Source organism: Mycobacterium sp. 050128 (assembly GCF_036409155.1).
Lineage (GTDB): Bacteria > Actinomycetota > Actinomycetes > Mycobacteriales > Mycobacteriaceae > Mycobacterium.
The window spans coordinates 1,684,830-1,700,308 of sequence record NZ_JAZGLW010000001.1; the positions used below are offsets into that span (position 1 = coordinate 1,684,830).

11 protein-coding genes are annotated in these 15,479 nt (G+C 67.5%); 9 read left to right on the forward strand and 2 right to left on the reverse strand.

Translation table 11 applies throughout. The annotated features are described in order from the left end of the window. Nucleotides 1-4: 4 nt before the first annotated feature. Entirely contained in the window at nucleotides 5-1,636 is a 1,632-nt protein-coding gene (locus SKC41_RS08145; RefSeq protein WP_330977162.1) for an LGFP repeat-containing protein, read from the reverse strand. 167 nt (nucleotides 1,637-1,803) lie between these two features. Further along, complete coding sequence (locus SKC41_RS08150) at nucleotides 1,804-2,862, reverse strand: PirG (protein ID WP_330977163.1); 1,059 nt, start codon at nucleotides 2,860-2,862, stop codon at nucleotides 1,804-1,806. Nucleotides 2,863-3,114: 252 nt separating this feature from the next. Here SKC41_RS08150 and glf point away from each other — a divergent pair, with 252 nt between their 5' ends. The 9 genes from glf (at nucleotide 3,115) to fadD32 (ending at nucleotide 15,415) form a co-directional block, all read left to right on the forward strand. Beyond that, nucleotides 3,115-4,314 carry a UDP-galactopyranose mutase gene (glf, locus tag SKC41_RS08155; protein ID WP_330977164.1) on the forward strand — a complete coding sequence of 400 codons (1,200 nt, stop codon included), beginning with the start codon at nucleotides 3,115-3,117 and terminating at the stop codon, nucleotides 4,312-4,314. Beyond that, a complete protein-coding gene (locus tag SKC41_RS08160) occupies nucleotides 4,311-6,197 on the forward strand; it encodes a glycosyltransferase (protein WP_330977165.1) in 1,887 nt (628 codons plus the stop codon). The genes glf and SKC41_RS08160 overlap by 4 nt, the downstream gene beginning before the upstream one ends. Then, on the forward strand, nucleotides 6,190-6,708 hold the full coding sequence (locus tag SKC41_RS08165) for a phosphatase PAP2 family protein (protein WP_330977166.1): 519 nt from the start codon (nucleotides 6,190-6,192) through the stop codon (nucleotides 6,706-6,708). Before SKC41_RS08160 ends, SKC41_RS08165 begins: the two co-directional genes overlap by 8 nt. A gap of 11 nt (nucleotides 6,709-6,719) precedes the next feature. Continuing rightward, the gene (locus tag SKC41_RS08170) at nucleotides 6,720-7,631 is read left to right on the forward strand and encodes a decaprenyl-phosphate phosphoribosyltransferase (protein WP_330977167.1); all 912 of its coding nucleotides are present in this window, start codon (nucleotides 6,720-6,722) and stop codon (nucleotides 7,629-7,631) included. After that, a complete protein-coding gene (gene aftB, locus SKC41_RS08175; RefSeq protein ID WP_330977168.1) occupies nucleotides 7,618-9,621 on the forward strand; it encodes a terminal beta-(1->2)-arabinofuranosyltransferase in 2,004 nt (667 codons plus the stop codon). Before SKC41_RS08170 ends, aftB begins: the two co-directional genes overlap by 14 nt. A gap of 324 nt (nucleotides 9,622-9,945) precedes the next feature. Next, nucleotides 9,946-10,986, forward strand: a complete 1,041-nt coding sequence (gene ag85A / locus SKC41_RS08180) for a diacylglycerol acyltransferase/mycolyltransferase Ag85A (RefSeq protein WP_330977169.1) — start codon at nucleotides 9,946-9,948, stop codon at nucleotides 10,984-10,986. A gap of 151 nt (nucleotides 10,987-11,137) precedes the next feature. Next, the gene (locus SKC41_RS08185; RefSeq protein WP_442931571.1) at nucleotides 11,138-12,043 is read left to right on the forward strand and encodes an esterase family protein; all 906 of its coding nucleotides are present in this window, start codon (nucleotides 11,138-11,140) and stop codon (nucleotides 12,041-12,043) included. Nucleotides 12,044-12,174: 131 nt separating this feature from the next. After that, complete coding sequence (culp6, locus tag SKC41_RS08190) at nucleotides 12,175-13,191, forward strand: carboxylesterase Culp6 (protein ID WP_330977170.1); 1,017 nt, start codon at nucleotides 12,175-12,177, stop codon at nucleotides 13,189-13,191. A gap of 325 nt (nucleotides 13,192-13,516) precedes the next feature. After that, nucleotides 13,517-15,415, forward strand: a complete 1,899-nt coding sequence (gene fadD32 / locus SKC41_RS08195) for a long-chain-fatty-acid--AMP ligase FadD32 (protein ID WP_330977171.1) — start codon at nucleotides 13,517-13,519, stop codon at nucleotides 15,413-15,415. The last annotated feature ends 64 nt before the right edge of the window (nucleotides 15,416-15,479 follow it).

The following is a 15,479-nucleotide window of genomic DNA, read 5'->3' on the forward strand; positions in this document are numbered from 1 at the left end:
GGAGTCAGGCGTCCGGATGTGTCGGCAGCGTGAAGTGTTCCGGCGGGACGGCCGGGGCGCTGGGCGCTTGTCCCGAGAGCTGTGTGGTGATCCCGTCGAGGATCTGGTTGACGTCGCCGGTGAGACGGTTGTAGTTCAGCGTGCCATGCTGGAAGTTCTGCGTGATCTGCAGCGGCTCTTGGATTTCGGCGCTGGTCGGCAAGCCGAGCGGGCCGCGCTCGTAGCTCTGCGAGGCCCAGGCGTCATAGATCGCGCCGGTGACGGGTTGTGCTCCGGTCGCCGGCGACCAGTACATCGCGCCCCTGGCGAAGGTGGAGTAGCGGGCGTCGCCTTCGGCGTTGTCCTCCGGCGAGGTGGGCGCGCCCAGCACACTGTTCATCCCGCCCAGCTCCAGCCAGTGCTGGTAGATCGCGCCGCCCTGCAGCGCCTTGATCAATTCCTCCGGTGGGTCGTTGAAATGGGATGCGATATCCCGGATTTCGTCCATCAGTGCGTAGGCGGCGTTACCGGGGCAGTCGGTGTTGCCGACGTCGCGGTGGGTGAAGATAGTCGGCAGCGTCGCCACGGCGCCGGCCGGATACGTGGTGTAGTGGCTGCCCGCGGACTCCAATGTCACCGTGCCCTTGGGGTCGACCCCGTCCAGGCCGAGGCGCCAGCCCAGCAGCCGGCCGACCGAGCGAAGCTGCAGCGGGGTCGGCGGGACGTCGTCGAAGTTGCCAATCATCGCGACACCCCAGGTGTTGCGGTTGAAGCCGCCGGTGTGGAAGCCCTCGACGGCCTTGGTGAGACCGCCGGCGCTGCCTTCGAACACCTGGCCGTACTTGTCGACCAGCGCGTTGTAGGCGATGTCGCACCAGCCCAACGTCTTGCTGTGGTAGGTGTAAATGGCCTTGACGATGCCCGCCGATTCGAGCGGCGAGTAGTCATTGCTGCCCGCGGTGTGATGGATGACGGCCGCGCGAATCCCGTTGTCGTACTGGGGACTACCGCATCGCAGTGACTCGTCGGCGCCCCATTCCTGTCGGCTGATGATGGGCGGCGCCTGGCCGGGCATCACGACTCCGGCCGGCGGCGTCCACTGAGTCTTGGCCGGTGCCTGCGGCGGGGAGATGAGGATCGCGGAGATGTTCTGCCCGAACGGTTGTTCCCGCGACGCGGGCCGGTAGCCGAGATCGTTGACCGGTGCGGCGGTTGGAGCCGCCACGGTTACCGCGGCGTCGAGCGGGCGGGTGACCGCGATCTGCACGGTCGTCGTGGTGCCGACGAACACCGGATCGGTGCTGCGGGGTCCCTCGGTCGGTCCGGGCGGCGGGGCCGACTCGCCGGCCGCTGGGCCGTTGTCCGGCGCCGCGGTCTCGTACTCGGTCTGATACCAGGGCCCCCACGAACCGTCGGGGTGCTTAGCCCGCACCCGAGTGGAGGTGCCGGCCAGGTCGCCGGTGAGTGCGACCAGAGAAAACGGCGTGTCCTGGGTGACTTCGCGAACCGTGACGCCGCCGCCGAGTCCGACCAGCGGCTGCTCGGCGAGCTTGGTGTCGTGAGTCGGCCGAGCGGCGGCGGAGGTGCCGTGGTCGCGGGTCAGGTCCGCGACCGCCGAGACCAGGACAACCGTCGCCGCGATGGCCGTAAGCAACATCGTTGGCGGACGGTGACGAGACAACACCAGCTGATGTTACGTGTGTTTCTGATGTTATTAATGAGGCGACACGTTTTCCGCGTGTCAAACCGGTCCTGAACTGTTCGACGGCACCGCAGAGGATTGGTGACTCTGCGGTGCCGTCAGGTGACAGGACCCCCGAAGCTCTAGACGGGAGGCAGCGCCGGAGGAAGCGCCGCAGCCGCGCCCGGCAGGGCGCCAGCGGCACCCGGCAGCGCACCGGCCACACCCGGCAGCGCACCCGCGGCACCCGGCAGGGCGCCAGCGGCACCCGGCAGGGCACCGGCCACGCCCGGCAAGGCGCCAGCCGCACCCGGCAAGGCGCCAGCCGCACCCGGCAGCGCACCGGCCGCGCCGCCCTGAGCCTGCATGATGGCCGGCATCACCAGGCCCTTGAGCAGGTCGATGGCCTGACCCGCACCGAGCTGGTTAGCGGCTTGCATCACGTCGTTGACGAGGCCACCGCCGCCGCTGCTGCCGGTGCTGGCACCGCCGATCGGCGAACCGCCACCCAGCGTCGACGGGTCACCCAGGATCGGGTAGGTGCCGTCCGCGCCCGGGTCCATCGGGGCGCTGATCGGCACCTCGTTGGGAGCGCCCAGGCCACCGGGAGTCAATCCGGCCGGGCTGGTCAGCCCGGGGTTGGCCAGCGCCGGGTTGAGCCCCGCGCCTGGCATGGTGGGCATACCGGGAGTGGTCGGCGTGCCGGGCACACCGGGCGTCAGCGCACCGGGCGCGGCACCCGGTGTCAGACCCGGGCTGGTGAGACCGGGCGTCAGGCCAGGGCTCGTCAGGCCGGGGCTAGTCAATCCAGGACTCAGACCCGGACTCGTCAGGCCCGGAGTGCCCAGGCCAGGACTGGTGAGGCCGGGGCTGGTCAGACCGGTGGTCCCGAGGCCCGGAGTGCCCAGGCCCGGGCTGGTCAGCCCAGTGGTCCCGAGGCCCGTCGTCCCGGTGCCGCCACCGCCCAAGGCGGGAATCGGCGGCAGGTTGACCCCGAACTGGGACAGACCCTGAGTCAGCGCGCCCACCAGCTCGCCGGGCAGGTCGGTCATGACCGCTGCCTGCTTGAAATCGTGGTGCTCGACCGGCTTACCGCTGGCGGTCGATTCGTAAACAAGGAAGTAAGCGCATGGACTCGCCACTGCCAGGGCGGCGACCGCGCTCATGGCTGTCGAGAGCTTGCGACGGCGTCGATTCGGCACGGAAGTCTCCTCAATTCATCGGTTGTGTCGGAAGATCCCGCCGGTCCGTATCCGGTGGGAACCACACAGATTCGATGGTACGAGTGAGAAAGCTGTTACTAGAGTGGCGATATTGAATCGTGAGGTATTTGCGACCCTGGGCGTTACGTGCGATTCGGGTCACTGCAAACCAGTCTTCACGTGCTCGAATCCCACCGTGTCAGCCTCGCCAACTGGGGTAGCGCCCGCCGGGTCGGATACCCTAAGCAACCGATGACCGCTCGTTTTGACCTCCTCATCGTCGGATCCGGATTCTTCGGCCTCACCATCGCCGAACGCGTGGCCACCCAACTCGGAAAGCGTGTGCTCGTCGTCGAGAGACGCCCGCACATCGGTGGCAACGCCTACTCGGAAGCGGAGCCGCAGACTGGGATCGAGGTCCACAAGTACGGCGCCCACCTGTTCCACACCTCGAACAAGAGGGTCTGGGATTACGTGCGCCAGTTCACCGAATTCACCAACTACCAGCACCGTGTGTTCGCGATGCACAACGGGCAGGCCTACCAGTTCCCGATGGGGCTGGGCCTGGTGTCGCAGTTCTTCGGCAAGTACTTCACTCCGGAGCAGGCCCGGCAGCTGATCGCCGAGCAGGCCGCCGAGATCGACACCGCCGACGCGCAGAACCTCGAGGAAAAGGCCATCTCGCTGATCGGCCGGCCGCTGTACGAGGCCTTCGTCAAGGGCTACACCGCCAAGCAGTGGCAGACCGACCCGAGGGAACTGCCCGCGGCCAACATCACCCGGTTGCCGGTGCGCTACACCTTCGACAACCGCTACTTCAACGACACCTACGAGGGCCTGCCGCTGGACGGTTACACCGCCTGGCTGGAGAACATGGCCGCCGACGAGCGAATCGAGGTCCGCACGCACACCGACTGGTTCGACGTCCGCGACCAACTGCGCGCCGAGAGTCCCGACGCCCCGGTCGTCTACACCGGCCCGCTGGATCGCTACTTCGACTACGCCGAAGGCCGGCTCGGCTGGCGCACCCTGGACTTCGAACTCGAGGTGCTGCCCGTCGGCGACTTCCAGGGCACCCCGGTGATGAACTACAACGATCCCGACGTCCCCTACACCCGCATCCACGAGTTCCGTCACTTCCACGTCGAGCGCGACTACCCGACCGACAAGACGGTGATCATGCGGGAGTACTCCCGGTTCGCCGCCGACGACGACGAGCCCTACTATCCGATTAATACCGAGGCCGACCGCGCCCTGTTGGCCGCCTACCGGGGGAGGGCGAAGTCCGAGACCGCCTCGTCGAAGGTACTTTTCGGCGGCCGGCTGGGCACCTATCAGTATCTGGATATGCACATGGCGATTGCCAGCGCACTGAACATGTACGACAACATCCTCGCGCCGCACCTGCGCGACGGAACCCCGTTGACCGAAGAGGAAGGCGCGCGCCCGTGACCGCCGTGAGCTTGCTGTCCCGAATCATCCTGCCGCGTCCGGGGGAACCGCTCGACGTCCGCAAGCTGTACCTCGAGGAGTCGACCACCAACGCGCGGCGCGCGCACGCGACCAGCCGCACCTCGCTGGAGATCGGCAAGGAGTCCGAGGTCTCTTTCGCCACGTATTTCAACGCCTTCCCGGCGAGCTACTGGCGCCGTTGGTCCATCTGTACGTCGGTGGTGCTGCGGGTGGAGCTGACCGGAACCGGACGCGTCGACGTGTATCGCACCAAGGCCACCGGGGTGCGGATCTCGGTGGAGGGCCGCCAATTCGTCGGGACCGAGGAGCAGCCGGCCGTCGTCGAGATCGAGGTGTCGCTGAAGTCCTTCGAGGACGGCGGCTGGATCTGGTTCGACATCACCACCGACACCGCGGTCAACTTGGTCAACGGCGGCTGGTACGCAACCGAACCGGCTCCGGGCACGGCCAACATCGCCGTGGGCATCCCGACGTTCAACCGCCCTGCCGACTGCGTCAACGCGCTCGCCGATCTCACTGCAGACCCGTTGGTGGACAAGGTAATCGGCGCGGTGATCGTCCCGGATCAGGGCACCCGCAAGGTGCGCGATCATCCGGACTTCGCAGCGGCCGCAGCGGGTCTGGGCAACCGGCTCTCGATCCACAACCAGCCCAACCTCGGCGGGTCCGGTGGCTACAGCCGGGTGATGTACGAGGCACTGAAAAACACTGACTGCCAACAGATTCTGTTCATGGACGACGACATCCGCATCGAGCCGGACACGATCCTGCGGGTGCTCGCGATGAACCGCTTCGCCAAGACGCCGATGCTGATCGGCGGTCAGATGCTCAACCTGCAGGAGCCGTCGCACCTGCACATCATGGGTGAGGTCGTCAACCCGGCCAACTTCATGTGGACCGCCGCGCCGCACGCCGAGTACGACCACAATTTCGCCGAATTCCCGTTGAACGACCAGAACGATCGCAGCGCGCTGCTGCACCGGCGCATCGATGTCGACTTCAACGGCTGGTGGACGTGCATGATCCCGCGCCAGGTCGCCGAGGAGCTGGGGCAGCCGCTGCCGCTGTTCATCAAATGGGACGACGCGGAGTACGGCCTACGCGCAGGCGAGCACGGCTACCCGACCGTCACGCTGCCCGGCGCCGCGATCTGGCACATGGCCTGGAGCGACAAGGACGACGCGATCGACTGGCAGGCCTACTTCCACCTGCGCAACCGGCTGGTGGTCGCGGCGCTGCACTGGGACGGCGAGGTCCGCGGCCTGGTGCGCAGTCACCTCAAGGCGACACTGAAACACCTTGCCTGCCTTGAATATTCGACCGTCGTGATCCAGAACCGGGCCATCGACGACTTCCTGGCCGGCCCGGAGCACATCTTCTCGATCCTGGAATCGGGGCTGCCGGAAGTGCATCGGCTGCGCAAGGAGTACCCGGACGCGGTCGTGCTGCCGGCCGCCAGCGAACTGCCCGCGCCGCAGCACAAGACCAAGGCGATGAAGCCGCCGGTGAACCCGGTGTCGATCAGCTACCGGCTGGCCCGCGGGATTCTGCACAACCTCAAGACCGCCGACCCGGAAAGCCACCGGCGCCCGGAGTTCAACGTGCCGACCCAGGACGCGCGCTGGTTTCGGCTGTGCACCGTCGACGGCGTCACGGTCACCACCGCCGATGGATGCGGTGTGGTCTACCGGCAGCGTGATCGGCGCAAGATGTTCACCCTGCTGATGCAGTCGCTGCGCCGCCAGCGCCAGCTGCTGAGCCGGTTCGACGAGATGCGCCGGGTGTACCGCGGCGCGCTGCCCGTGCTGTCCAGCACGCAGAAGTGGGAAACCGTGCTGTTGTCGGAAACAAGCCATGCCTGAAACGGCGCCGCGCGGCGAAGTGGCCGCGATGGTCGCCGTTCAGTCGGCACTGGCCGGGCGCCCCGGGGTGTTGGCCACCGCGCGCGGAATGTCGCACTTCGGGGAGCACAGCGTCGGGTGGCTGATCGTCGAACTGCTGGGCGCCCTGTTGCGGGAGCGTCGCCGCCGGGAATGGCTGGTGGCCGCGGCCGGCACCTTCGCCGCGCACGCGGCCGCCGTGCTGATCAAGCGGGTGGTGCGGCGCAAACGCCCGCACGATCCGGCAGTGCGGGTCAATGTCGGTACTCCCAGCCAACTCAGCTTCCCGTCCGCGCATGCCACCTCCACGACGGCCGCCGCCATCTTGATGGGCCGGGCCACCGGACTGCCGCTGCCGGTGGTGCTGGTTCCGCCGATGGCGGTGTCGCGGATACTGCTGGGCGTGCACTATCCCAGCGACGTTGCTTTCGGCGTGGCGCTCGGCGCCGCGGTCGCTCGCCTTGCACTCTGGCTCGATAGAAAGTCGAGATAGGTGTGGCCGAGATGAGTGAAGACGTGGTGACCGGACGACCCCCGGCCAACCTGATCACCGGGTTGATCAAGGCCGTGCGCCCGCGCCAATGGGTGAAGAACGTGTTGGTGGTGGCCGCGCCGGTGGCCGCGGCCGGCCGCGGCGTCCGCTACGACTACGCGGAGGTGGCGTCGAAGGTCGGCGTGGCATTCGTGGTGTTTTGCCTGGCGGCTTCGGCGATCTACCTGGTCAACGACGTCCGCGACGTCGAAGCCGACCGGGAGCACCCCACCAAGCGATTCCGGCCGATCGCCGCCGGCGTGGTGCCCGAATGGCTGGCCTACGCGCTGGCCGTGGTGCTCGGTGCGGCCTCGCTGGGCATTTCGTGGTGGCTGACGCCGAACCTCGCGGTCGTGATGGGCATCTATCTCGCGATGCAGCTGGCCTACTGCTTCGGCCTGAAACACCAGGCGGTGATGGACATTTGCATCGTGTCGTCGGCGTATCTGCTGCGGGCCATCGCCGGGGGTGCGGCCACCGACATCCCGTTGTCCCAGTGGTTCTTGCTGACGGCGGCGTTCGCGTCGCTGTTCATGGTGGCGGGCAAGCGCTACGCGGAGTTGCAGCTGGCTGAGCGAACCGGGGCGGCGATCCGCAAATCGCTGGAAAGCTACACCAGCACCTACCTGCGATTCGTCTGGACGCTGTCGGCGACCTCGGTGGTGTTGTGCTACGGGATGTGGGCGTTCGAGCGGGACCGCTATTCGGGGTCCTGGTTCGCGGTCTCGATGGTCCCGTTCACGATCGCGATCCTGCGCTACGCGGTCGACGTCGACGGCGGACTGGCCGGCGAGCCCGAAGACATTGCGCTGCGTGACCGGGTGTTGCAGCTGCTGTTCCTCGCGTGGATCGCAACAGTTGGTGCCGCCGTTGCCTTCGGCTAGCCCGGGTCTGGATGCGCTGAAGCGCTTCAACGGCACTGTGATGCGCCACCGGCCCAGGGTCGGTCGCGGTCGCCGGCCGCCGTTCCCATACGACACCTCGGTCCGGGTCAGCCTGTGGGTGAGCGTGGCGGTGGTCGCCGTGCTGTTCGGCTGGGGAGCCTGGGAGCGGCGCTGGATCGCCGACGACGGACTGATCGTGTTGCGCACGGTACGCAACCTGTTGGCCGGCAACGGGCCGGTTTTCAACCAGGGTGAACGGGTCGAGGCGAACACCTCCACGGCGTGGACCTACCTGATGTACATCGGAAGCTGGGTCGGCGGACCGGTGCGCATGGAGTACGTCGCGCTGGCGCTGGCGCTGACGCTTTCCGTCTCGGGCGTGGTGCTGCTGATGCTGGGCGCCGGTCGGCTCTACGCCCCCAGCCTGCGCGGACGCCGGGCGATCATGCTGCCGGCCGGGGCGCTGATCTACATCGCGTTGCCCCCGGCGCGGGACTTCGCCACCTCGGGGCTGGAGAGCGGGCTGACGCTGGCCTACCTGGGGTTGCTGTGGTGGATGATGGTCCGCTGGGCGCAGCCGTTGCGGAACCGGCCCGATAACGACGTGTTCCTCGGGGTGCTGGCCTTCGTCGCGGGGTTCAGCGTGCTGGTGCGTCCCGAGCTGGCGCTGATGGGCGGCCTGGCTCTGATCATGATGCTGATCGCGGCCCGGACCTGGCGCCGGCGGGTGCTGATTGTCGTCGCCGGCGGGTTCCTTCCGGTGGCCTACCAGATCTTCCGGATGGGCTACTACGGCTTGCTGGTGCCCGGGACCGCTTTGGCCAAGGACGCCGCTGGTGACAAGTGGTCCCAGGGCATGATCTACCTGTCGAACTTCAGCTCGCCCTACGCCGTCTGGCTGCCGGTGCTGCTGCTGGTGCCGCTGGGGCTGCTGCTGATGATGGCGCGGCGGCGGCCGTCGTTCTTGCGCCCGATGCTCGCGCCCAACTACGGCCGGGTGGCGCGGGCCGTGCAAAGCCCGCCGGCGGTGGTGGCCTTCGTCCTCGTGAGCGGGTTGCTGCAGGCCCTCTACTGGACTCGGCAGGGCGGCGATTTCATGCACGCGCGAGTGCTGCTGGCGCCGTTATTTTGTTTGCTGGCCCCGGTCGCCGTGATCCCCGTGCTGATCCCCGACGGGCAGGACTACTCACGCGAAACGGGCTACTGGCTGTCCGGTGCCGCCAGCCTGCTGTGGCTGGGTATCGCGGGCTGGTCGCTGTGGGCAGCAAACTCGCCGGGGATGGGTTACGACGCCACCCACGTCACCTACACCGGCATCGTCGACGAGCGCCGCTTCTATGCCCAGGCGACCGGACACGCGCACCCGCTGACCGCCGCCGATTACCTCGATTACCCGAGGATGGCGGCGGTGCTGGCGGCCCTGGACAACACCCCGGACGGGGCGTTGTTGTTGCCGTCGGGCAACTACATACAGTGGGATATCGTGCCCCAGGCACAGCAGCCGCCGCCGGCCCCGGGAAGCCCCCCCGACAGCAAACCGCCGCAAAAGCCGCAACACGCAGTGTTTTTCACCAACCTGGGCATGCTGGGCATGAACGTCGGGCTCGATGTCCGGGTGATCGACCAGATCGGGTTGGCGAACCCGCTGGCTCAGCACACCCAGCGCCTGGCGCACGGCCGGATCGGGCATGACAAGAACCTCTTCCCGGACTGGGTGATCGCCGACGGCCCGTGGGTGAAGGTGTATCCGGGCATTCCGGGCTATCTGGACGCGAATTGGGTCGCCCAGGCGGTGGTGGCGCTGCAGTGCCCGGAGACCAAGGCGGTGCTGGCGTCGGTGCGCGCCCCGATGTCGGTGCACCGGTTCGTCTCAAACTTCTTGCACTCCTTCGAATTCACCGCTTACCGGATCGACCGCGTCCCGCTCTACGAACTCGCCAGGTGTGGCCTGCCGGTGCCGGATCCGAGTCCACCGCCCCCCCGCGAGTGAATATTGCGTGGATAAATCTCACAGATCGCGAACCCATCACAATTTTCCGTGCGCGTACACGCACAGCAAATTCACATTTGCACCGTCACCAGTGGGCGTCCACCGTCCGGCACATGCGGAAACGCCGATTTCGGCCGTCCGGTGCCGCGCGAAAACGCCAAGAAATCGGCCTCGCATGACGGTTTGCGGAACGTCCTCGATGAGAGCCCGTGGGGGTTCGTGTGGTTCACTAAGCCAGTACTGCCGCGCCCGTTGCGCATGCAGTCCGAACCAATCACCGACGCGCCCTGATGACGGATGCGCCGAAAAGATGAGGAAGCAAGAATGACGCTTGTTGACAGGTTTCGCGGCGCCGTGGCTCGGATGCCACGTCGGCTCGTGGTGGGTGCCGCGGGGGCGGCTCTGCTCTCGGGTCTGATCGGCGTCGTGGGGGGCCCGGCCACCGCTGGGGCGTTCTCGCGCCCCGGTCTGCCGGTGGAGTACCTGCAGGTTCCGTCGGCCGCAATGGGCCGCGACATCAAGGTTCAGTTCCAGAGCGGTGGCGCCAACGCGCCCGCGCTGTACCTGCTGGACGGTATGCGCGCCCAGGACGACTTCAACGGCTGGGACATCAACACCCCCGCGTTCGAGTGGTACAACCAGTCCGGCATCGCGACCGTGATGCCGGTCGGTGGCCAGTCCAGCTTCTACTCCGACTGGTATGCGCCCGCCTGCGGTAAGGCCGGCTGCACCACCTACAAGTGGGAGACCTTCCTGACCAGCGAGCTGCCGCAGTACCTGTCGGCCAACAAGCAGGTCAAGCCGAACGGCAGCGCGGCTGTCGGTCTGTCGATGGCCGGCTCGTCGGCGCTGATCCTGGCGGCGTACCACCCCGACCAGTTCGTCTACGCCGGCTCGCTGTCGGCGCTGCTGGACCCGTCCCAGGGCATGGGGCCGACCCTGATCGGCCTGGCCATGGGTGACGCCGGCGGTTACAAGACCAAGGACATGTGGGGGCCGTCCAGCGACCCGGCGTGGCAGCGCAACGACCCGTCGCTGCAGGTTGCCCGGCTGGTCTCGAACAACACCCGGATCTGGATCTACTGCGGTAACGGCAAGCCGTCCGACCTCGGTGGCGACAACCTGCCCGCCAAGTTCCTGGAGGGCTTCGTGCGGACCAGCAACCTGAAGTTCCAGGACGCCTACAACGCGGCCGGCGGCCACAACGCGGTGTTCAACTTCGACGCCAACGGCACCCACGACTGGCCCTACTGGGGCGCGCAGCTGCAGGCGATGAAGCCTGACCTGCAGTCGGTCCTGGGCGCCACCCCGGGCGCAGGTCCGGCCACGGCGGCACCCGCAACCGCGCCGAGCCAGGGCACCTAAACGCTGTAGAGCACGCGATTAGCGGCGGAAACCCTTCGGGTTTCCGCCGTTATTCGTTCTGCGGTGTGACTTGTTTCACTACCCTGCGGATCGGCTGCACTTCGGCCCTGGTTACTGTGCAAACACAGCGACTACACGATGGAGGGCGGACATGGGTAGCGTGCGGGGTCTGGCAATGCTGCTGCGGGTGCTTTGCGTTGCCGCGCTGACACTCGGATTCGGCGGTGTGGCGGCAGGAATCACCGGCAAGGCCACAGCGGCGCCCTACGAGACGTTGATGGTGCCGTCCGGCGCCATGGGCCGTGATATCCCGGTCGCCTTCCTCGGTGGTGGTCCGCACGCGGTGTATCTGCTGGACGCCTTCAACGCTGCGCCCGACGTCAGCAACTGGGTGACCGCGGGCAACGCGATGGGCACCCTGGCCGGCAAGGGGGTCTCCGTGGTCGCGCCCGCCGGCGGCGCCTGGAGCATGTACACGAACTGGGAGCAGGACGGCAGTAAGCAGTGGGACACCTTCCTGTCCGCCGAGCTGCCCGACTGGCTGGCCGCCAACAAGGGCCTGGCACCGGGCGGGCACGCCGCCGTGGGCGCGTCCCAGGGTGGCTACGCCGCGATGGCACTGGCCGCCTTCCACCCCGACCGCTTCGGCTTCGCCGGCTCGCTGTCCGGATTCCTGTACCCGTCGAACACCACCACCAACGGTTCGATCCTGGCGGGCCTGCAGCAATTCGGCGGCGTGGACGGCAACGGCATGTGGGGCGCGCCGCAGCTGGGCCGGTGGAAGTGGCACGACCCCTACGTGCACGCGGCGCTGCTGGCGCAGAACAACACCCGGGTGTGGGTCTGGAGCCCGACGAACATGGGCGGCGATGCGGCCGCGATGATCGGGCAGGCCGGCGAGGCGATGGGTAACAGCCGCATGTTCTACCAGCAGTACCGCAGCGTCGGCGGCCACAACGGCCACTTCGACTTCCCGGGCGGCGGCGACAACGGCTGGGGTTCGTGGTCCGGGCAGCTGGGCGCCATGTCGGGCGACATCGTGGGAGCCATCCGCTAGCCACGCGGGCCCGCTGGCAGGACGGACGGCGCCACGCGCCGAGCCGGTACCGTGTATTGAGCAGCAGAGGGCGGGGTGGCCGCTTGCCTGGTAAACAAGCTGCGACCTACCGACTCTGCTAGCAGGAGAACATGACCTCGAATGCCCAGCGGCTGCGCAAGCGCCGCCGAATTCTCGCCTGGGTAGCCGCGCTGTCCATGGCCGTCGTCGTGCTGTTGGTCATCGTGGCCGTCGTGACGATGCTGCGCAGTACCGAGGCGCCGCCCAGCGCGGTTCCGCCCGGCATCCTGCCGCCTTCCTCGACCACGACACATCCGCACAAGCCGCGGCCGGCTTCCCAGGATGCTTCCTGCCCGGACGTGCAGATGATCGTCGTTCCGGGCACCTGGGAGTCGTCGCCGACCGACGATCCGCTCAACCCGATGCAGTTCCCAAATGCGTTGCTGCACCAAGACACTGTGGCGATCGGCCAGCAGTTCCCGCCGTCGCGGTTGCAGATCTTCACCGTCCCCTACACGGCTCAGTTCAACAACCCGCTGGGCGGCGTCAAGCAGATGTCGTACAACGACAGCCGGGCCGAAGGCACCCGCGCGATGATCCAAGCGCTGACCGACATGAACAACAAGTGCCCGCTGACCAGCTACGTGCTGGTCGGCTTCTCGCAGGGCGCGGTGATCGCCGGTGACATCGCCAGCGATATCGGCAACGGCCGCGGCCCCGTCGACGACGACCTGGTGTTGGGTGTGACGTTGATCGCCGACGGTCGTCGCCAGCAGGGCGTGGGTAACGACATCGGGCCGAACCCGCCGGGCCAGGGTGCGGAGGTCACCCTGCACGAGGTGCCGATGTTGTCCGGGCTGGGTTTGACGATGACGGGCCCCCGGCCCGGCGGCTTCGGCGACCTCAACAGCAAGACCAACGAGATCTGCGCGGCCGGCGACCTGATCTGTGCGGCCCCGGACGAGGCGTTCAGCGTCGCGAACCTGCCGAATACGCTCAACACGCTGGCCGGCGGGGCGGGCCAGCCGGTGCACGCGATGTACGCCACCCCCCAGTTCTGGAATCTGGACGGCGCCACCTCCACGGATTGGACATTGAACTGGGCGCGTAATCTCATCGAAAACGCGCCACACCCCAAGCACGGGTAGCCGCCCGGGTGGCCTTGAACATTGCCAAGACGATGCCGGCGAGCTGGGCAAGGGGACACAGCAGCCAGGTGGGCGGTACCGAGGGCAATCGGCGGTACCTTGAGATTTGGTCTGCCGCGCGCTGCCGCCTAACATTAAGAGAAAACTAAGAGCAATAAGAGTTTGGCGGTTCCCGACCGGGTGGAAGCTCGGCCGGACCGGCGCAAGTTTGCGCCGTGCACGAGGCCGGCCCGCGCGCAGGGGACGCAGAGGACATTGTCGGCCAAGGCCGACACCAGGACCGCCGGAATAGCTAACCGGCGAGTGTGTAACAGGAGAGGGCGGCATGGCGTACCACAACCCGTTCATCGTGAACGGACGAATCAAGTTCCCGGATAACACGAACCTGGTTCGGCATGTCGAGAAGTGGGCGAAGGTGCGCGGCGACAGGCTGGCCTACCGCTTCGTGGACTACTCGACCGAACGCGACGGTGTCTACCGCGACATCGTGTGGCGCGACTTCAGCGCCCGCAACCGCGCCGTGGGCGCACGTCTACAGCAGGTCACCGAGCCCGGCGACCGGATCGCGATCCTGTGCCCGCAGAACCTGAACTACCTCATTGCCTTCTTCGGCGCGCTGTATGCGGGCCGAATCGCGGTGCCGTTGTTCGACCCCGCCGAGCCGGGCCACGTCGGCCGTCTGCACGCCGTGCTCGACGACTGCTCGCCTTCGACGATCCTGACCACGACGGAGGCCGCCGAAGGCGTCCGCAAGTTCATCCGGGCCCGGGCGGCCAAGGAGCGGCCGCGCGTGATCGCCGTCGACGCGGTGCCCGACGAGGTCGCCGCTACCTGGATCGAGCCGGACGCGGACGAGAACACGATCGCCTACCTGCAGTACACCTCCGGGTCCACCCGCACCCCGACCGGCGTGCAGATCACCCACCTGAACCTGCCCACCAACGTGCTGCAGGTGCTCAACGGCCTGGAAGGCAAGGACGGCGACCGCGGCCTGTCCTGGCTGCCGTTCTTCCACGACATGGGTCTGATCACCGCGCTGCTGTCGCCGGTGCTCGGCCACCACTTCACGTTCATGACCCCGGCCGCCTTCGTGCGCCGGCCCGGCCGCTGGATCCGGGAGATGGCGCGCAAGCCCGACGACGGCCCGGACTGCGAGGTGTTCACCGTGGCGCCGAACTTCGCGTTCGAGCACGCCGCCGTGCGCGGCGTCCCCAAGGAGGGTGAGCCGCCGCTGGACCTGAGCAATGTCAAGGGCATCCTCAACGGCAGCGAGCCGGTGTCCCCGGCGTCGATGCGCAAGTTCTACGAGGCGTTCGAGCCTTACGGTCTGCGCAAGACCGCGATCAAGCCGTCCTACGGTTTGGCCGAGGCGACGCTGTTCGTGTCCACCACGCCGATGGACGAGGCACCCACCGTCATCCACGTCGACCGCGACGAGCTGAACAAGCAGCGCTTCGTCGAGGTGGCCGCGGACTCGCCGAAGGCCGTCGCGCAGGTGTCGGCCGGCGTCATCGGCGTCGACGAATGGGCCGTCATCGTCGATCCCGACACCGCCAGCGAGCTGCCGGACGGCCAGATCGGCGAGATCTGGTTGCACGGCAAGAACCTGGGCACCGGCTACTGGGGCAAGGAAGCCGAGAGCACCGAGATCTTCCGCAACATCCTCAAGTCGCGGATCAGCGAGTCCCACGCCGAGGGCGCCGACGACGAGGGGCTGTGGGTGCGCACCGGCGACTACGGCACCTACTTCAACGGCCACCTCTATATAGCGGGCCGCATCAAGGACCTGGTCATCATCGACGGCCGCAACCACTACCCGCAGGACCTCGAGTATTCGGCGCAGGAGGCCAGCAAGGCGCTGCGCACCGGATACGTCGCCGCCTTCTCGGTGCCGGCCAACGAACTGCCGCAGGAAGTTTTCGACAACCCGCACACCGGGCTCAAGTTCGACCCCGACGACACCTCCGAGCAGCTGGTGATCGTGGCCGAGCGCGCTGCGGGCTCACACAAACTGGACTACCAGCCCATCGCCGACGACATCCGGGCGGCCATCGCCGTCCGGCACGGGGTCACCGTCCGTGACCTGCTGCTGGTGCAGTCCGGAACGATTCCGCGTACCTCCAGCGGCAAGATCGGGCACCGTGCCTGCCGTGCCGCCTACCTCGACGGCAGTCTGCGCAGCGGCATCGGGTCCCCCGACGCTTTTGCCAGTGCCACAGACTGAAATCAGGAACCATGGCTGACACAGAACCTGACCTGCCGGACACCTCTGACAACGTGGCCGCCGA